This is a genomic window from Streptomyces sp. AM8-1-1 (assembly GCF_032229325.1).
GTDB classification, from domain to species: Bacteria; Actinomycetota; Actinomycetes; order Streptomycetales; family Streptomycetaceae; genus Streptomyces; species Streptomyces achmelvichensis.
Map to the genome: position 1 here is coordinate 7,096,920 of NZ_CP135086.1, position 17,312 is coordinate 7,114,231.

The following is a 17,312-nucleotide window of genomic DNA, read 5'->3' on the forward strand; positions in this document are numbered from 1 at the left end:
ACGCCCGTGGGACGGGCGGCCCGGCCGCTTGTCCGTAAGAATTACCGCTCAGTAGCTTCCAGTTCAAGAGGAACCGCCGGGCGGACGTGGATGTGCGGCGCGGCGCGCCCCGTCGCCTGGACACCGGATGCGCCGTCGGGTGGGATGGAAGCGTGGCGAGCGACCCTGCGACCGACGTCTTCGAAGAGCACCGGCCCGTGCTGACCGGTGTGGCCTACCGCATGCTCGGCCGGGCGGCCGACGCCGAGGACGTGGTGCAGGACGCGTGGCTGCGGTGGACCGCGCAGGAGCGCGACGACGTGGCGGAGCCGCGCGGCTACCTCGTACGGATCACCACCCGGCTGGCGATCGACCGGTTGCGGCAGATCAGGGCGAGGAGCGAGGCGTACATCGGTCCGTGGCTCCCCGAGCCGATCGCCACGGACTTCGGCAGCACGGTTCCCGACACGGCCGAGCAGGCGGTTCTCGCCGAATCCGTCTCCCTCGCCGTGCTCGTGGTCCTGGAGTCGCTCTCGCCGCTGGAGCGGGCGGTGTTCGTGCTCCGCGAGGCCTTCGGCTTTCCCTATGGCGAGATCGCGACCACGCTGGAGCGCTCCGAGGCGGCCGTGCGACAGCTCGCGGGCCGTGCCCGGCGGCATGTGGAGGAGCGCAAACCCCGGTACGACGTGGACCCCGGCGAACGGCGCGATCTCACCCAGCGCTTTCTCACCGCAGCGGCCGGCGGCGATCTGGACGCCCTGCTGGACCTCCTCGCCCCCGACGTCCGGATGATCAGCGACAGCGGAGGCAAGACCAAGGCCCCGGTGCGGATCCTGGAGAGCGCGGACAAGGTGGGACGGTTCCTGTTCGCGGTGGCGAAGCAGCCGATCCCGGAGGCGGACTTCGCATTCTCCGAGATCAACGGCGCACCGGGGCTCGTGGTGTTCAGCGCCGGAAAGCCGGACACCGTCTTCCAGTTGGAGATCCGGGGCGGCCGCATCCAGTGCATCCACCTGATGCGCAACCCTGACAAACTCGGCGCGCTCCCCACCCTCTGACCTGCGAGCGGCACCCGCTCCGGCCCTCTGTCCGAAAAGGGCAGGGGGCCTTTGCCGCGCGCGTTCCCCTGGGATACGAACGCCCTGTGAACGCGCTGCGAACCCGCTCGACCTCACAGCGTGACGAACGCAGGATTGGTCTTGACCAAGGTGGTGGGCCGTCCTATGGTCGCAGAGTTAGTGCAGGAACCTTTAATAAACAAGGGCGCGGAAAAGCCGCCGCTGACACGGCGATTGCGGAGGATCAGGGTGGGGACCACGCAGCTCGAATCAGTGCCGGAGCCGAAGTACTGGCACCTCAAGACCGTGATCGGTGAAGCGCTCGACTCGGACTTCGCGGTGGGCGAGATCCTGCCCAACGAACGAGATCTGGCCGCCCGCTTCGGAGTTGCCCGCGCGACCCTGCGCCAGGCACTCGAACAGCTCGAGCTCGAAGGACGCCTCCAGCGGCGCCGCGGCGTCGGTACCACCGTCGCTCCTCCGCGCGTCGGCGTGGACGTCTCCACCACCGAGCACGCGTGGCCCGGCTCGGCGCAGGACTCCTGGCAGTCCGTCGACTGCACCCGGGCGGTGCCGCCGGCCGCGGTCGCACGGTTCCTGGACACCGGCGCCGACGAGGAGACGTACGTCGTGCGCAGGCTGCGCGTCAGCCACGGGCAGCCGGTCGCGGCCGAACTGCTCTACGTGCCGGCCGCATCCGTCGCCGAGCTCTCCGCCATCGACACACCCTCCGGGCCGGCCCGTGCGCGTGCCGTCCTGCGGGAACTCCAGCGCCGCGAACTCGACGGCCAGGACCGCGCCGTGGAGCTCGGCTCCGCCCGCGCCGACGACGCCAAGGAGCTCGACCGGCTGCCGGGCGCGCCCGTGCTGATGGTCACCACCCGCTACTTCTCCGCCGGCAGGACGGCCGCGCTGTCCGTCGCCACCTACCGGGCCGACACCTGCCGGCTCACGTTCGGTGACTCGGGTGATGTCGAGATCAGGCACCACGACGAGGAACGCCGCGCCTCCTAGGACAGGATTCCGGAACGCCGCGCCTCCTGGGACACGACCAGGAACGCCGCGCTCACCGGAGCCCGACCTGGTACGCGCACCCCCCGTCCCCGCACGGCCCGTCGCACGAGCTGAGGCTCAGCGGCGGGCCGTCACCGTTCCCTCCACGGCGAAGAGTTCCTCCTCGACGTGGTCGAGCGCCAGCCGCAGCGCGCCCGTCGCCACCGCCGCCTCACCGAGCAGGGACAGGGCGACCCGCGGCGGCCGCAGACAGTAGCGCGACAACTCGTCGCGCAGCGGGTCGAGTACACCGTCCAGACCGGCCGCCCAGCCGCCGATCACCACCAGTTCGGGATCCAGCGCCAGCACCAGGGCCGCCACATCGTGGACCAGACGCTGGATGAAACGCTCGACGGCCTCCTGCGCCCGGGTGTCGCCGCCCTTGGCGAGTGCGAAGACATCGGCCACGGCCTGCTCGTCCAGCGGATGCAGCGGCTCGTCCGTCGTCGACAGCAACCGCTCCGGGGTCACCTCCCGCCCGAGCAGATGCAGCGCGCCGATCTCGCCCGCCGCTCCGCCGAAGCCCCGGTGCAGCCGCCCGCCGATCAGCGAACCGGCACCCGGGCTGAGCCCCGCCAGGACGAAGACGAGGTCGTCGGAGTCCCGTCCCGAGCCCTTCCAATGCTCCGCCACCGCGGCCGCGTTGGCGTCGTTCTCCACCAGCACCGGACAGCGGAACGAGCGCTGGAGCCGCTGCCCGAGCGCGAGTCCCGTCCAGCCCGGCAGCGCGGTCCCGAGCCGTACGGTTCCGTCGGCCTCCACGATCCCCGGTGAGCCCACCCCCACGGCCCGCAGGCTGTTACGGGCGATCCCGGCCCGGCGCAGGACATCGGCGACCACCAGCCGCACCCGCTCCAGCCGGTCGTCCGCGCAGGCGGTCTCCGACACCTCCCGGGACCCGGCCCCGATGATGCGGCCGTCCAGGCCGGACAGCAGGGCCGCGACCCGGTGGGGTCCGATCTCCACGCCCAGCAGATGGCCGGCCTCGGCGCGGAAGCGGAATCGCCTCGCGGGCCGTCCCTGGCGGCGGGCCGCACCCTCCTCGGGAACGGACTCGACGACCAGGCCGGCCTCCATGAGACCCTCGACCACGCCTTCGACGGTCGGCCGGGAGAGCCCGGTGATCCGCGTCAGGTCCGTGAGCGTGGGGGAGCCGGCGCCTCGTAGCGCATGCAGTACCACCGCGGAGTTGATCCGCCGCAGCAGCGACGGGTCTCCGCCGGTCAGCCGCCCCACTGTGTGTCCTCCCAGCTCGAGCGCGTGTTCTGCCGGATCGTACTCGCTGGCCGTACGACGTGCACGGTCGGTGCGAGGGGTGCAACGGTGGGTCGTCGCGCTCCGTCCCGCCTTCCTTGTCTGACGGACAGCCATATGTCAGTGCAGGCAGCTTTACTGGGGACATGACCACGGCACGGCACCTCGAGACGATCGACCTGCTGCGCTCCCGGCAGTTCGCCGCGGAGCCCGGACCGTCGGACGTCGGCTCCGAGGGCCCGGGGTTTCACATAGCGGTGCTGGGCGGACATCCCGATCCGGGTGATCCGTACGCCGTCGCGGGACCCGACGCGGACCTCCGCGCGGAAGCGGAACAGCGCAGGGCCGAGCACGACGCCCTGCTGGACGCTCTGGACCGCCGCTGGGGCGATGCCTCGCTGTGCGACCTGACCGGGACACAGCTGCGTGCCGCCCGGACCGCGCCCAGCGAGCCGGACATACCGGAACCGTGGCTGCGCCTGAGCTCCACCGTCCCCTGGCTCCATCTCTGGCGCGTCGAGGGCCGGTGGATAGGCGTCGGACTCTCCGAGTTCCAGCTCCTGGCCGTCGTCACCGTGAGCGAACCGCCCTGAACGGTGTCCGGGAAGGCCGCGGCTCAGGAGGACTCCGCCGCCGCGCGGAGCCGGGCGTACTCCTCCGCCATCGTCTGCGCCGTCCAATGGGCGTTCAGTCCGCTCGGATTGGGCAGCGCCCAGATCCGTGTCCCGCCGATCGTGCGCTCCTGCGGACCGATCCTGGCCTTCCGGTCGCCGAAGGCCGTGCGGTAGGCCGTGACCCCGACCACCGCCAGCCACCTCGGCCGCAGCCGCTCCACCTTGCCGGTCAGCAGGCGCCCGCCCTCGCGGAACTCCTCGTCGCTCAGCTCGTCGGCGCGCGCGGTCGCCCGCGCCACCACGTTCGTGATGCCGAGCCCGTAGGTGAGCAGCTCCCGCTGCTCGGACGGCTTCAACTGGCGGGGTGTGAAGCCCGACCGATGCAGTACGGGCCAGAACCGGTTGCCGGGGCGGGCGAAGTGATGACCCGTCGCCGCAGACATGAGGCCCGGGTTGATCCCGCAGAACAGCACATGCAGACCGCCCGCGACCACATCGTCGATGACGCGGTCGCGGGCGGCCTCCAGTTCGTCGGGTGTCAGAGGATCGACCCCGGGGTGTAGCCCGCTGCCGCGGGGTGCTCCTTGACGACGGCCTCGATCCGGCCCACCACGGCGGCGACCTGGTCGGCGGCGGCACCCGTGAACGACAGCTTGTCGGCCATCAGGGCGTCCAGCTGCCCGCGGTCCAGCGGGATGCGCTCATCGGCAGCCAGCGTGTCGAGCAGCTCGTTGCGCTCGGCGCCCTGTTCCCGCATCGCGAGCGCGGCGGCGACGGCGTTCTCCTTGATGGCCTCGTGCGCCACCTCGCGGCCGACCCCTGCCCGTACGGCGCCCATCAGCACCTTCGTGGTGGCGAGGAAGGGGAGGTAGCGGTCGAGCTCCCGGGCGACGACGGCGGGGAAGGCACCGAACTCGTCCAGCACCGTCAGGAACGTCTCCAGCAGACCGTCGAACGCGAAGAACGCGTCCGGCAGGGCCACCCGGCGCACCACGGAGCACGAGACGTCGCCCTCGTTCCACTGGTCGCCCGCCAGCTCCCCCGTCATCGAGGCGTAGCCCCGCAGGATCACCATCAGGCCGTTCACGCGCTCGCAGGAGCGGGTGTTCATCTTGTGCGGCATCGCGGAGGAGCCGACCTGGCCCGGCTTGAAGCCCTCGGTGACCAGTTCGTGCCCGGCCATCAGCCGGATCGTCTTGGCGACGGACGACGGCGCTGCGGCCAGCTGGACCAGCGCGGAGACGACGTCGTAGTCGAGGGAACGGGGGTAGACCTGGCCGACCGAGGTGAACGCGTGGGCGAAGCCCAGATGCCCGGCGATGCGCCCCTCCAGGTCGGCGAGCTTCGCCGCGTCCCCGCCGAGCAGGTCGAGCATGTCCTGAGCGGTGCCGACCGGGCCCTTGATCCCGCGCAGCGGGTAGCGGGCCAGCAGGTCCTCCAGCCGTCCGTACGCCACCAGCAACTCGTCGGCGGCGGTGGCGAACCGCTTCCCGAGCGTCGTGGCCTGGGCGGCGACATTGTGCGAGCGCCCGGCCATCACGAGCTCGGCGTACTCGGCGGAGAGCTTGCCGAGGCGGGCCAGTACCGCGACGGTACGGTCGCGCATCAGCTCCAGGGAGAGGCGGATCTGGAGCTGCTCGACGTTCTCGGTCAGATCGCGGGACGTCATGCCCTTGTGCACGTGCTCATGACCGGCGAGCGCGTTGAACTCCTCGATCCGGGCCTTCACATCGTGGCGCGTGACCTTCTCGCGCTCGGCGATGGAGGCCAGGTCGACCTGGTCGACGACCCGCTCGTAGTCGGTGAGGGCACTGTCCGGCACCTCGATCCCGAGGTCCTTCTGCGCGCGCAGCACGGCCAGCCAGAGCTGCCGCTCCAGCTTCACCTTCTGCTCGGGGGACCACAGGACGGCGAGCTCCGCGGAGGCGTAGCGGCCGGCCAGGACGTTGGGGATACGAGGCTTTGCAGTCACGTGTACGGATTCTACTGGCGGTTTGTGCAGGCCAGCGTCCCGCCCCGGTTTGTGGCTTGCTACGAGGGCTCGTCCGTGCGCGGGAACTCGTAGGGCAGCAGCTCCGGCCGCTTGGGCGGCAGACCGTCGCCCGATGACCGGCCGGTGAGCCGGCGTCCGATCCACGGGCCCAGATACTGGCGCGCGAACTGCACGTCGGCGACCCGGCGGGCGGTCCACCGCGCCTGCACGGCGGGCGGCAGCGGCGAGCGCCAGTCGTCCTCGGCGTCGAGGCCGAGGGTCTGCCAGACGGCCTCGGCCACCCTCCGGTGTCCTTCGGCCGTCAGATGCAGCCGGTCCACGTCCCACAGCCGCTGGTCGCCGAGCGCTCCGGAGCCGTAGAGATCCACCACGAGAGCACCGTGCCGGGCGCCCAGCTCGTCGATGAAGTCGAAGAGCTCCTCCATGCGGGGGCGGAAGCGCTCCATCACCGGCCCGTTGCGGCCGGGGCTGCGCATCAGCACCAGCTGACCGCAGGACGGGGTCAGCTTCTCCACGGCCTCTTCCAGGAGACCGCGGACGTGGCCCATGTCGCACTTGGGGCGCAGGGTGTCGTTCAGCCCGCCCACCAGGGTGACCAGATCGGGTCGCATGGCGGCGGCGACATCGACCTGCTCGTCGACGATCTGCTTGATGAGCTTTCCGCGGACCGCCAGGTTGGCGTAGCGGAACCCCTCGGTGCGGACGGCGAGCCGGCCGGCGAGCAGATCCGCCCAGCCCCGGTAGGTCCCGTCGGGCATCAGGTCGGACATGCCTTCGGTGAAGGAGTCGCCGAGCGCGACAAAGCTGGTGTAGTTGGCATGCATCTCCATGGCGGAAGGATCCTACCGCGCGGTAAGGTCCGTCGGTTCCGTACCGGGAGGGAGCCCTGTGAGCGACGCGCTGCTGAACGCGCTGACCGAAGCGCAGGCCGATCTGGTGACCTCGGTCGCCACCTGTGACGACGATGTGCTCGACCCCGACACCGCGGTGAAGTGGCTGGAGAACACCGGCTATCTCCTGGGCCGGCTCTCGCCCGCCGACCGCGGCGCGCTGTCGGCCCTGCTCCGGCAGACCGCCGCCCGCCGGCCCGACGGAGAGCTGCGCGACGACGTCCTGCGCATCTGCGAGGACTTCGGTATCGACGATGACCAGCACGAGCTCTACTGCGACGCGGTGGAGGACCTGGGGCGGCGCTTCGTGCAGACCGTACGGGACGTGGACCCGCAGACGCCGGTGCCGACCTGCCCCGGCTGGACCTTCGCCGACCTCGTACGGCACCACGGGACCACCCACCGCTGGATGGAACATCTGGTGTGCACCCGCGCCGCCGAACGCGTCTGGTCGAAGGACGTGCCACTGGACCTCCCGGACGACCCGGGCGCGTACCCCCAGTGGCTGGCCCGCAGCGCCGAGGCCTCGGTCCGTACGATGCGCGGCGTCGACCCGGAGACCCCGATGTGGTCGCACGGCGCCGACCAGCGGGTGCGGTTCTTCCCCCGCCGGCTGCTCTTCGAGGCCCTCGTCCACCTCGCGGACGCCGAACTCGCCCTGGGCCGGGAGCCGCGGATCGCCCCGGGAACGGCGGCCGACGGGATCGAGGAGTTTTTGGAGAACCTGCCCTGCTACCCGTGGCTCGCGGAACCCGTCGGCGTACTCCCCGAGGGCTCGGTGCGGCTGGTGGCCACGGACACGGGGGCGGGCTGGACCGTTTCGTTCGGCGGGGGCGGGTACCACTGGACGGGCTCGGCCACTGGTTCCGGCCCGGCGGTCCCGGCCCGCGTCCAGGGACCGGCGGGTGACCTGCTGCTTCTCCTGTACGGCCGGTACCGGTCCGACGACCCGCGCTTCGATGTGTCCGGCGAGCGCGCGACACTCGACGCGTGGCTCCGGGCGACGGCGTTCTAGGGCGGGCTCAGGTGGACGAGGCATCGTGGAGCGCATCCCTTCGCGCCCTGTTCGGGGAAGGCATGTTCGCGGCGGTGGGGGCGCGGCGGCACGCGGACTGGAATCCGGACGCGATCGATGTCATGCGGCTGAGGACGGACGACCCCCGTCGCCTGCCGAGGCTGATCACGGCCCCCGGCGGGCGCCGTTACGGCACCGGCCCGGACAATCCGTTCACCGCCGTCACGCCGGCCGCATTCGACTCCGTCTTTCCCGTGGCCAGGAAGGGTGCCGAGCAGCTGCTGGTCTCCCTCCAGGACGACTGGTTCCAGGCGGACGGCATTCCGGATTTCGCAGAGCGGGAGCGAGAGCTGATCTCCCACGCGAGTGGCGTCCTGGAACGGTTCGGACGGGACGCTCTGTACTTCACGAACGTGTCGGCAGCGCGTGACACCCCCGACGGGGACATGTTCCGCCGCGAGGGTTCCTCTGAGTGTTTCACCGAGCACGTGATGGACTGCGGCGTCATCGCTGTGTCCGCCGAGGAACTCGGCGTCTTCTGGAGCTTCACGATCGACTGAGACCCGGCCGAGCTGCCCTGTGCAGGCGGCCGGCCCCTGATCGTGCGAGGACCGGACCGGCCGCCGTCAGCGGCTCGATCCGGTCCCGCCGTCAGGCGGCAGACCCTAGTCCCGCCGGCCCACCAGCTCCCGCAGCACGTCCTCCATGGTCACCAGGCCCACCGGGGAGTCGTCCTCGTCCAGGACCGCCGCCAGGTGCGTACGGCTGCGGCGCATCGCGGTCAGTACGTCGTCCAGCGGCGTCGCCGCACGGACCCGGGCGATCGGCCGCAGCGCCGTGACCGGGAAGGGCTCGTCGCGCGGAGCCGCGTCCAGGGCGTCCTTCACATGGAGATAGCCGAGGATGCGGCGGCCGTCGACCACCGGGAAACGCGAGTACCCGGATTCGGCCGCCAGGCTCTCCAACTGCTCCGGGGTGGTCCCCGCCTGCGCGTACACCACCTGCTCGACCGGCCTCACCACGTCCCGCACGGGACGGCGCCCCAGCTCCAGAGCGTCGCGCAGACGTTCCGCCGACCGGTCGTCCAGCAGGCCCGCCTCTCCCGCGTCCCGCACCATCCGGGCGAGTTCGTCGTCCGAGTAGGTCGCGGCCACCTCGTCCTTGGCCTCGACCCTCAGCAGCTTCAGCAGGGCGTTGGCGCAGGCGTTGATCGAGAAGATCACCGGGCGCAGCGCCCGCGCGAGCGCCACCAGCGGCGGGCCGAGGAGCAGAGCGCTGCGGGTCGGCTCCGCGAGAGCGATGTTCTTCGGCACCATCTCGCCGAGGAGCATGTGCAGATACGTGGCCACGGCCAGCGCGATCACGAACGAGATCGGGTGCACCGCACCGTGCGGCACGCCCACCGCGTCGAACACCGGCTCCAGCAGATGCGCGATCGCGGGCTCGGCGACGATGCCGAGCACCAGGGTGCACAGCGTGATGCCGAGCTGGGCCGCCGCCAGCAGTGCCGACACATGCTCCAGGCCCCAGATGACGCTGCGGGCCCGCCGGTCGCCGGACTCCGCATGGGGCTCGATCTGACTGCGGCGCACCGAGATCAGCGCGAATTCGGCGCCGACGAAGAAGGCGTTGACCACCAGGGTCAGCAGACCGATGAGAAGTTGGATCGCGGTCATCGTCCGGCCTCCACGGGCTCGTCGGCCGAGGGGAGCGGAGCGTGCATCAGCACCCTCGCGGCACGCCGCCCGGAGGCGTCCACGACATCGAGGCGCCAGCCTTCGAGGTCGATGCGGTCACCCTCGACGGGGATGCGTCCCAGCTCGGTGGCGATCAGACCCGCGAGCGTTTCGTACGGGCCTTCCGGCACCCGCAGGCCGATGCGCTCCAGCTGGTCCGTGCGGGCGGCGCCGTCGGCCGACCACAGGGTGCGGCCGTCGGCGTCCTGGCCGGCGGGTGCGAGGTCCGGCGTCTCGTGCGGATCGTGTTCGTCCCGCACCTCGCCGACGACCTCCTCGACGATGTCCTCCATCGTCACGACACCGGCCGTGCCGCCGTACTCGTCGATGACGACGGCCATCGTGGACTTGCCTGCCAGCCGGTCGAGGAGCCGGTCGACCGTGAGGGTCTCGGGCACCAGCAGCGGCTCGCGCAGCAGCTCGGTGACGCCGCGGCGGGGCCGGTCGTCGGCCGGTACCGCCAGGACGTCCTTGATGTGGGCGATGCCGACGACGGTGTCGAGGCTGCCGCGGTAGACGGGGAAGCGGGAGAGCCCGGTGGCGCGGGTCGCGTTGGCGACGTCCTCGGCCGTGGCCTGCACCTCCAGCGCGGTGACCTGCACGCGCGGGGTCATCACGTTCTCCGCGGTGAGCTCGGCGAGCTTCAGGGTCCGGACGAACAGCTCGGCCGTGTCCGCCTCCAGCGCGCCGGCCTTCGCGGAGTGACGGGCCAGGGCGACCAGTTCCTGCGGGCTGCGGGCCGAGGCGAGCTCCTCGGTCGGCTCCATGCCGAGCCGGCGCAGGATGCGGTTGGCCGTGTTGTTGAGATGGCTGATCAGCGGCTTGAAGGCGGCGGTGAAGACCCGCTGTGCGGGGGCGACCACCTTGGCCACGGCCAGCGGGGAGGAGATGGCCCAGTTCTTCGGGACCAGTTCGCCGACGACCATCAGCACGACGGTGGACAGCGCGGTACCGAGGACGAGAGCCACCGAGGAGGCCATGGAGGGCGAGAGTCCGGCCGCTTCGACCGGACCGCGGATCAGCTTGGCGACCGAGGGCTCGGCCAGCATGCCGACGATCAGGTTGGTGACGGTGATGCCGAGCTGGGCGCCCGAGAGCTGGAAGGTGAGGCTGCGTACGGCCTTGAGGGCGCTCGCCGCGCCTCGCTCACCCCGCTCGACGGCCTTCTCCAGGTCGGCGCGCTCGACCGTGGTGAGCGAGAACTCCGCCGCGACGAAGGCGCCGCAGGCCAGTGAGAGCAGCACGGCCACGAGGAGCAGGAGCACTTCCGTCATCGGGTCACCTCCGTCCCATGATCGGACAGGGGGAGGAGGAATGCGCGATGTCTGCTACTGGGAGGCTCGCCCATGGACGGACGCTCACACCTTTCATACGGAGAGTGATGGTTCACCCATGGTAAAGGACCGGCAAAGTCATTCGGGACGGGAGGGGCCCACGAACGGTTTCACCCAGCGTCGCCAGTGGTCCTCCCTCCGGTACCCGGCGGCCGCCCATGCTCCGTGTGCCTGTTCGTTGGCTTCCAAAACCATGGCATCGCCACGGCGTCCGCCGACGGCGGCGAACCGGCGCTCGGCCGCCTCCAGCAGAGCTCGCGACACACCGCGTCTGCGGTGGGAGGGGAGGACGGCGAGCCGGTAGAGGGAACACCGCCATCCGTCGTACCCCGCGATCACGGAACCGACGAGCAAACCGTCGGACTCGGCGAGGATCAGTGCCTCGGGGTCGCGGGAGATCAGCCGGGTGACGCCGTCCACGTCGTCCGTGACGCTCGTCCCCTCGGCCGCCTCCTTCCAGAAGACCAGAACTCTCGTCGCCTCGTCCGGCCGGGCTGTCCGTATGCGCAGATCGATCACGGGCCGAGCCAAGCACGCGGGGGAGCGGGCCTGCCACCGGCTTTCAGGGTTCGAGACACCGCGTCGTCTCGGCTTCCGCGCCGTTCAGCCGTTGCGCAGTTCGTCCATCACCGGGGCGAACGTCTCCAGGTACGGGTCGAGGACGCTGAGGTAGCTGAAGCCGTAGCGCTCACGTTGCTCGCGCAGCCGGCCGGCGATCGCCTCTACCGTCCCGACGGCCAGCAGGGGCACGTCCAGCACCTGCTCGACACTCAGATGCGGGACCCGGGGCAGCAGCTCCTTGACCGCGGCTTCGTGGTCGTCGGTGACGGCTACGTGCTGGAGCAGCAGATTGAGCTCCTGCTCCTCGGACCGTCCGCCCGCCATCCTGCGGTAGGCCGCGATCCGTCCGTCGACCTCCTCGGCGGTGAGCACCTGGAGCCCGTCCTCGGTGGCCCGGGCGCCGGTGAACGCGACGATGTCGGCGTGCTCCGCGGCGAGTTGCAGGACCTTGTCCCCGTTGCCGCCGATCAGCAGCGGAGGACGGGGTCGTTGGGCTGTCATCGGCAGGTGTCCGTCGTCGTGGAGCAGCCGCTCCAACTCCTCGACCGTGTACCGCAGATGCGCAACCCGGCCACCGGGTGTGCGGAACTCCAGCCCGGCGCGGTCGTGTTCCTCCTCCACATAGCCCGCGCCGATGCCGATCTCCAGCCGGCCGCCGGTGAGGGCGTCGGTCGTGGCGATCTCGCGGGCGAGCAGCGCGGGGTTCCAGAACGCGGCGTTGAGCACGAAGGTGCCGAGCCGAGGACGCTCGGTCACCTCGGCGGCGGCCATCAGCGCGGGAAACGGCGCCATCATGCCGAGGTGGTCCGGTACCTGGATCACGTCGTAGCCGAGCTCCTCGGCCCGCCGGCACTTCCGGCGCCACTCCGGGCCGTCGGTGGGTGTCAGCATGTTCACCGCGAAGCGGAACGGCCTGGGCATCGACTCTCCTTCACAACGGCGGTCCGGTGAGGCGCGGTCGGCGGTCCGCGGTCCGGTGAGGCGTTGCCGGCCCGTCCGTCCCGGCGGTCGCCGCCGGGACCCGCCGCTGCCCGGTGGCCGGGTCGTCCGGCCGTCCCGGCCCGCGCTTCTCCTACTCGTGGGCGATCGCTGCCAGCACGTTCATCCGCGACGCGCGGAGCGCCGGCAGTACCGCCGCCGCGAGGCCGACGACCACCGAGCCCACCACCACCGCGATCACCGTGCCCCACGGCACGGCGAACGCGGTCAGGCCCTCCAGCGCCAGCACCTGCTGGACGGCCACTCCCCACACCATGCCCAGCGCCAGCCCCAGCAGTGCCCCGAAGACCGCGATCACCACGGACTCCAGCCGGATCATGCGCCGCAGCTGCACCCGGGAGAGGCCGATCGCGCGCAGCAGTCCGATCTCGCGCGTCCGTTCCACCACCGACAGGGCGAGGGTGTTGACGACCCCGAGCACCGCGATGACGATCGCCAGCCCCAGCAGCGCGTAGACGAGGTAGAGCATCACGGCGATCTGCTGGCGGATCAGTTCCTTGTAGTCGGCCTGGTCGCGCACCTGCACCTGGGGATACGGGTCGAGCGCGGCTTCGAGACCGGTCCGCAGCTCGTCCGTGGCGCTGCTGTCGGCCGCGTTGACGAAGACCGCGGCGTCCTGGCCGCCCGGCAGACACTTCTCGACGGTCGCCAGACCCATGAACAGAGCGCCCTCCATGCCCGGCCCGCCCGTCTGGTCCATGTCGGTGAGCGCCCCGACGGTCAGCCGGGCCTGCCGCCCGCCCGGGAACTCGGCCGGCAGCACCGACCCGATGCGCACCCGGTGTTCGGTGGCGTACGCGAGGTCCATGGCGATGCTGTCGGCGGCCAGCGCGGTCGCGGTGGTTCCGCTCGCGTAGGTGATGTTGGCGGCCTCGTCCAGCTTCGGGTCGTACCCGGAGGCCGTCGACTCCACCCGCTTGCCGTCCGGCAGGGTCAGCGCGAGAGGCGCGAAGCGCTGACGCACGACCGTTCCGGCGCCCTCGACGGCCTTCACCTTCTCGGTGATCTCCTGCGGGAAGGGCATGAAGTTGCTGTTCTGGACGACGAAGTCGGCGCCGAGCGTCTTGTCGATCTGGTTGTCGAACGACTCGGTCATCGAGGCGCTCGCGATCGACAGTCCTCCGACCAGGGCCAGCCCCACCATCAGCGCGGCGGCCGTCGCGCCCGTACGCCGTGGATTGCGCAGGGCGTTGCGCTGGCTCATCCTGCCCACCGAGCCGAAGACCTTGGGGAACGCCCCGCCCAGTACTCGGATCACCGGGCGTACGAGGAGCGGGCCCGCGACGATCGTGGCGATCAGCGTGAGCACCACGCCGAGTCCGAGCAGCAAGGAGGCACTCGCCGTCCGGTCGCTCACCGCGCAGCCGGCGAGCGCGGCCGCACCCGCCGCGGCCATGAGGGACCCGGCCACGGCACGGACCCTCAACGGCCGGCCCACACCCTGGACTTCGGCGTCGACGAGCGCCGCCATCGGGGAGACCCGGGCGGCCCGGCGGGCGGGCAGATACGCGGCCAGGAAGGTGACACCCAGGCCCACGGCGTACGCCGACACGGGAGTCGCCGGCCCCACGACCATCTCGGCCGCGCTCAGATTCATGCCGAACGCGCTCATCAGCGCGATGAGCCCGGCCGCCAGTCCGACGCCTGCGGCGAGGCCGAGCGTCGAGCCGACCAGTCCCAGGAGCACCGCCTCGGTCAGCACCGAACGGCGGACCTGGCGGCGGTCGGCCCCGAGTGCGCGGAGCAGCCCCAGTTCGCGGGTGCGCTGGGCGATGAGCATCGAGAAGGTGTTGACGATGAGGAAGATGCCCACGAGGACGGCGATGCCCGCGAAGCCCAGCATCACCCACTTGATCACGTCGAGGAATCCGCCGAGCTGCGCCGCGTCGGACTCCGCTTGTTCGTCGGCGGTCTTGAGGTCGTAGGCGTCACCGAGTTCGGCGGCGACCCGCTGTTTGAGCGTGTCGTCGCTGACACCCTCGGCGGCGTCGACCGAGATCGAGGTGGCTTCGCCGGGCCTGCCCAGCACCTTGGCCTGGGCGGTCGGCGTGTCCAGGAAGACCAGCGCCGCACCGGGGTTGGTGGTCCGGAACGTCGCGATGCCGACGATCTCGACCCGGAAGGAACCGGGCTGGGCGAGGAGCGTGAGGGTGTCACCGATGCCCACCTTCGCCTTGTCGGCGGTGTTCCGGTCCAGCAGCGCCTCGCCGCCGCCGCGCGGCGCGCGGCCGCTGGTGAGCTTCACGGGGCTGCGGTCGGTGACGTACCAGTTGGTGGCGATGGTGGGCGCGCCGCTGGTGGGCCCGACGGGCTCGTTGCGGTCGTCGACCACCGTGATGTTCTCGACGGCCGCGTCGACGTGGGTGCCGGCGACCCCGTCGATGGCGCCCACCCGGTCCGCGAGCGAGGCCGGCACGGTCCGTACGACCCCGGTCGGCAGACTCTCGCCCACACCTTCCTTCGGCGCGATCGTGACATCCGCGGACGTGGAGGCGAACAGGCGGTCGAAGGTGCGGGAGACGGTGTCCGAGAAGATCAGTGATCCGCTGACGAAGGCGACGGACAGCACGATCGCGAGCATCGACAGCAGCAGCCGGCCCTTGTGCGCGAAGAAACTCCGCAGTGTCGCTCTGAGCACGGCGCGGCCTCAGTCCTTGGCCAGGGGGTCGGCCCCCGCGGCCGGTGGTTGCGTCCGGCCGCCGGAGAACAGGCGCATCCGCTCGAGCACGGCCTCGGCCGTCGGCTCCGGCATCGTGTCCACGATCTGCCCGTCCGCGAGGTAGAGCACCAGATCGGAGTGGCCCGCGGCGCCCGGGTCGTGCGTGACCATCACGACCGTCTGGTCGAGGTGGTCCACCGCTTCGCGGAGGAATCCGAGGACCTCGGCGCCGGCGCGGGAGTCGAGATTGCCGGTCGGTTCGTCGGCGAAGATCAGCTCCGGGCGGGACGCCAGGGCACGCGCACAGGCCACCCGCTGCTGCTGTCCGCCGGACAGCTGCGCGGGCCGGTGCCGAAGGCGGTCGCGCAGCCCCAGGGTGTCGATGACCCGCTCCACCCACTCCTGGTCGGGCTTGCGCCCGGCGATGTCCATGGGGAGGGTGATGTTCTCGGCGGCGGTGAGGGTTGGCAGCAGATTGAACGCCTGGAACATGAAACCGATCCGGTCCCGTCGAAGCCTGGTCAGCTCGCGGTCGTTGAGCCCCGTGATCTCCGTGTCCCCGAGCCACACCTGGCCCGCCGAGACGGTGTCGAGTCCCGCGAGGCAGTGCATCAGCGTGGACTTGCCCGAACCGGACGGGCCCATCACCGCCGTGAACCGTCCGCGGGCGATGTCGACGTCGACGGCGTCCAGTGCGCGGACGCTCGTCTCCCCGCTCCCGTACGCCTTGGTCAGCGCCCGGGCCCGCGCGGCGAGCGGAACACCCGCGGCCCGGCCGTGGGTGGGTGCAGTGGCAGGTGTGGACATGGCCGCCTCCTGGGTCGTGCCGCTCCGACTCGCTCCGGTGCCCTACAACGTGCTGAGACTCAGGCTTCCTGAGACTAGAGAACGGCCAGTGGTGCCCGGTATCCGTCGCAGGGCCCGGTTCTCGGGGTTGATGTAAGGGGCAACCGAGTGGTGTTCGAGGCGGTGTTCGCCGGGGGAGCCCGCGGGGCGGACGTACGCGTCGCACCCCGTCAGCCGAATCGAGCCGTCATACGCCGTCACGGGCACGGCAGTTGGTGACGCAGAGGTGAGCCGCTGTCCCCGATCAGCTCTCGGCGACCGGACGGTACGCCCTGCCGAGGACACACGGAGAACTCGGCACCTGCATTCCCTGCTCCGGCACCCGCAGCCGCCGGTGCTCACCCAGCTCGAACCCGGCCGCCTCGATGGCCGCGAGGGTGTCCCGCGAGGTGTGACAGCCGCCGAACAGCAGCGGCCACACCGTACGGTCCACGAGCCGCTGGGCCCGCGCCATTCCCGGGGTCCCGGCGCGGCCGTGCTCGAAGAAGCGCAGCTCACCCCCCGGCCGCAGCACCCGCCGGATCTCCGCCAGCGCCCGCGGCAGGTCCCGTACGGAGCACAGCACCAGCGACACGACGGCCGCGTCGAACGCCTCGCTCTTCACCGGCAGCGCCTCGGCCGCACCCGGGACCACATCGACCGGGACGTCGGCGCGACGCGCGGCCTCGACCGCGAGCGCGCGCAGGCTGCGCTCGGGCTCCAGAGCGACGACCTCCGAGACGGCGGAGGGATAGTGCGGGAAGTTCAGACCGTTGCCCGCGCCGACCTCGATCACCCGGCCGGAGAGTCCGGCCAGCAGCTCCCTGCGGTGCTGCGCGATGCTCTTGTCCGCGGCCACACTGAAGCGGGCGTAGAAACGGGCGAACAGAGGATGGTGGACGGCGTCCCGGGGCACTGCGCTGCTCCGCAAGGGCATGACGGTCTCCTCGGGGGGTCGGTGTGTCCGGGACGGCGGACGTTCACCGTCATTCTCCCCCCGGGGCGACGAAGCAGAACTCGTTGCCCTCCGGATCGGTCAGCACCTGGAACCGGCCGTGGTCGTCTGTCGTGACCGGGCCCAGCCGTACGGCACCGAGCGCCACCGCCCGTTCCGCCGCCTCGTCCACATCGCCGGCGTCGAGATCCAGATGGATCCGGTTCTTCGCGACCTTGCCCTCGGGCACACGCTGGAACGCGATCCGCGCGGACCCGGGCGGATCGATGGACGACCAGTCGGCACTGCGGTCCACCGGCTCCCCGCCGAGGAGCGCGGCCCAGAAGCGGACCAGCCGGGCCGGATCGTGGCAGTCGAAGACGATCTCGTCGATACGCGCGCGCATCC

At 71.3% G+C, this 17,312-nt stretch carries 17 protein-coding genes; 5 read left to right on the plus strand and 12 right to left on the minus strand.

Annotated features, from left to right (window positions below; genetic code table 11):
* Nucleotides 1-152 precede the first annotated feature (152 nt).
* Both RPQ07_RS31710 and RPQ07_RS31715 read left to right on the plus strand, forming a co-directional pair.
* Complete coding sequence (locus tag RPQ07_RS31710; protein WP_313947648.1) at nucleotides 153-1,037, plus strand: RNA polymerase sigma-70 factor; 885 nt, start codon at nucleotides 153-155, stop codon at nucleotides 1,035-1,037.
* A gap of 249 nt (nucleotides 1,038-1,286) precedes the next feature.
* Nucleotides 1,287-2,051, plus strand: coding sequence for a GntR family transcriptional regulator (locus tag RPQ07_RS31715; protein ID WP_313949099.1), 765 nt, complete (start codon nucleotides 1,287-1,289; stop codon nucleotides 2,049-2,051).
* 117 nt (nucleotides 2,052-2,168) lie between these two features.
* On the opposite strand, the gene RPQ07_RS31720 is transcribed toward RPQ07_RS31715, so the two are convergent.
* Complete coding sequence (locus tag RPQ07_RS31720) at nucleotides 2,169-3,326, minus strand: ROK family transcriptional regulator (protein WP_313947649.1); 1,158 nt, start codon at nucleotides 3,324-3,326, stop codon at nucleotides 2,169-2,171.
* A gap of 164 nt (nucleotides 3,327-3,490) precedes the next feature.
* Here RPQ07_RS31720 and RPQ07_RS31725 point away from each other — a divergent pair, with 164 nt between their 5' ends.
* Nucleotides 3,491-3,937, plus strand: a complete 447-nt coding sequence (locus RPQ07_RS31725; protein WP_313947650.1) for a hypothetical protein — start codon at nucleotides 3,491-3,493, stop codon at nucleotides 3,935-3,937.
* Between the two features lie 23 nt (nucleotides 3,938-3,960).
* On the opposite strand, the gene mug is transcribed toward RPQ07_RS31725, so the two are convergent.
* Genes mug through RPQ07_RS31740 form a run of 3 tightly spaced genes read right to left on the minus strand, consistent with a single transcriptional unit; the run spans nucleotide 3,961 to nucleotide 6,781 of the window.
* The gene (gene mug / locus RPQ07_RS31730; RefSeq protein WP_313949100.1) at nucleotides 3,961-4,500 is read right to left on the minus strand and encodes a G/U mismatch-specific DNA glycosylase; all 540 of its coding nucleotides are present in this window, start codon (nucleotides 4,498-4,500) and stop codon (nucleotides 3,961-3,963) included.
* Nucleotides 4,497-5,930 carry an adenylosuccinate lyase gene (purB, locus tag RPQ07_RS31735; protein ID WP_313947651.1) on the minus strand — a complete coding sequence of 478 codons (1,434 nt, stop codon included), beginning with the start codon at nucleotides 5,928-5,930 and terminating at the stop codon, nucleotides 4,497-4,499. Before purB ends, mug begins: the two co-directional genes overlap by 4 nt.
* Nucleotides 5,931-5,989: 59 nt before the next feature.
* Nucleotides 5,990-6,781 (minus strand): SGNH/GDSL hydrolase family protein, encoded by a 792-nt coding sequence (locus tag RPQ07_RS31740; protein ID WP_313947652.1) that lies wholly within the window; start codon nucleotides 6,779-6,781, stop codon nucleotides 5,990-5,992.
* 58 nt (nucleotides 6,782-6,839) lie between these two features.
* On the opposite strand from RPQ07_RS31740, the gene RPQ07_RS31745 reads away from it, so the two are divergent.
* The gene (locus tag RPQ07_RS31745; protein ID WP_313947653.1) at nucleotides 6,840-7,856 is read left to right on the plus strand and encodes a maleylpyruvate isomerase family mycothiol-dependent enzyme; all 1,017 of its coding nucleotides are present in this window, start codon (nucleotides 6,840-6,842) and stop codon (nucleotides 7,854-7,856) included.
* Nucleotides 7,857-7,867: 11 nt separating this feature from the next.
* Nucleotides 7,868-8,416 carry a hypothetical protein gene (locus RPQ07_RS31750; RefSeq protein WP_313947654.1) on the plus strand — a complete coding sequence of 183 codons (549 nt, stop codon included), beginning with the start codon at nucleotides 7,868-7,870 and terminating at the stop codon, nucleotides 8,414-8,416.
* 105 nt (nucleotides 8,417-8,521) lie between these two features.
* Here RPQ07_RS31750 and RPQ07_RS31755 read toward each other — a convergent pair whose 3' ends face one another.
* From RPQ07_RS31755 to RPQ07_RS31790, 8 genes are all read right to left on the minus strand, one after another.
* Complete coding sequence (locus RPQ07_RS31755; protein ID WP_313947655.1) at nucleotides 8,522-9,532, minus strand: hemolysin family protein; 1,011 nt, start codon at nucleotides 9,530-9,532, stop codon at nucleotides 8,522-8,524.
* On the minus strand, nucleotides 9,529-10,866 hold the full coding sequence (locus RPQ07_RS31760) for a hemolysin family protein (RefSeq protein ID WP_313947656.1): 1,338 nt from the start codon (nucleotides 10,864-10,866) through the stop codon (nucleotides 9,529-9,531). Before RPQ07_RS31760 ends, RPQ07_RS31755 begins: the two co-directional genes overlap by 4 nt.
* A gap of 138 nt (nucleotides 10,867-11,004) precedes the next feature.
* Nucleotides 11,005-11,445 carry a GNAT family N-acetyltransferase gene (locus RPQ07_RS31765; RefSeq protein ID WP_313947657.1) on the minus strand — a complete coding sequence of 147 codons (441 nt, stop codon included), beginning with the start codon at nucleotides 11,443-11,445 and terminating at the stop codon, nucleotides 11,005-11,007.
* Nucleotides 11,446-11,529: 84 nt separating this feature from the next.
* Nucleotides 11,530-12,408: an LLM class F420-dependent oxidoreductase gene (locus tag RPQ07_RS31770; protein ID WP_313947658.1), complete on the minus strand. Its 879-nt coding sequence runs from the start codon at nucleotides 12,406-12,408 to the stop codon at nucleotides 11,530-11,532.
* A 151-nt stretch (nucleotides 12,409-12,559) separates the two neighbouring features.
* Complete coding sequence (locus RPQ07_RS31775) at nucleotides 12,560-15,124, minus strand: ABC transporter permease (RefSeq protein WP_313947659.1); 2,565 nt, start codon at nucleotides 15,122-15,124, stop codon at nucleotides 12,560-12,562.
* Nucleotides 15,125-15,133: 9 nt separating this feature from the next.
* The gene (locus tag RPQ07_RS31780; RefSeq protein WP_313947660.1) at nucleotides 15,134-15,952 is read right to left on the minus strand and encodes an ABC transporter ATP-binding protein; all 819 of its coding nucleotides are present in this window, start codon (nucleotides 15,950-15,952) and stop codon (nucleotides 15,134-15,136) included.
* 283 nt (nucleotides 15,953-16,235) lie between these two features.
* Nucleotides 16,236-16,907, minus strand: a complete 672-nt coding sequence (locus tag RPQ07_RS31785) for a class I SAM-dependent methyltransferase (protein ID WP_313947661.1) — start codon at nucleotides 16,905-16,907, stop codon at nucleotides 16,236-16,238.
* A 49-nt stretch (nucleotides 16,908-16,956) separates the two neighbouring features.
* Nucleotides 16,957-17,310 carry a VOC family protein gene (locus tag RPQ07_RS31790; protein ID WP_313947662.1) on the minus strand — a complete coding sequence of 118 codons (354 nt, stop codon included), beginning with the start codon at nucleotides 17,308-17,310 and terminating at the stop codon, nucleotides 16,957-16,959.
* Nucleotides 17,311-17,312: the final 2 nt, after the last annotated feature.

What these genes read in the sequence shown, in the direction of transcription:
- RPQ07_RS31790 (WP_313947662.1), bottom strand. Translation starts at nt 17,310, where the DNA reads ATGCGCGCGCGTATCGACGAGATCGTCTTCGACTGCCACGATCCGGCC.
- RPQ07_RS31725 (WP_313947650.1), top strand. Translation starts at nt 3,491, where the DNA reads ATGACCACGGCACGGCACCTCGAGACGATCGACCTGCTGCGCTCCCGG.
- RPQ07_RS31780 (WP_313947660.1), bottom strand. Translation starts at nt 15,952, where the DNA reads ATGTCCACACCTGCCACTGCACCCACCCACGGCCGGGCCGCGGGTGTT.
- RPQ07_RS31740 (WP_313947652.1), bottom strand. Translation starts at nt 6,781, where the DNA reads ATGGAGATGCATGCCAACTACACCAGCTTTGTCGCGCTCGGCGACTCC.
- RPQ07_RS31760 (WP_313947656.1), bottom strand. Translation starts at nt 10,866, where the DNA reads ATGACGGAAGTGCTCCTGCTCCTCGTGGCCGTGCTGCTCTCACTGGCC.
- RPQ07_RS31755 (WP_313947655.1), bottom strand. Translation starts at nt 9,532, where the DNA reads ATGACCGCGATCCAACTTCTCATCGGTCTGCTGACCCTGGTGGTCAAC.
- RPQ07_RS31770 (WP_313947658.1), bottom strand. Translation starts at nt 12,408, where the DNA reads ATGCCCAGGCCGTTCCGCTTCGCGGTGAACATGCTGACACCCACCGAC.
- RPQ07_RS31785 (WP_313947661.1), bottom strand. Translation starts at nt 16,907, where the DNA reads ATGCCCTTGCGGAGCAGCGCAGTGCCCCGGGACGCCGTCCACCATCCT.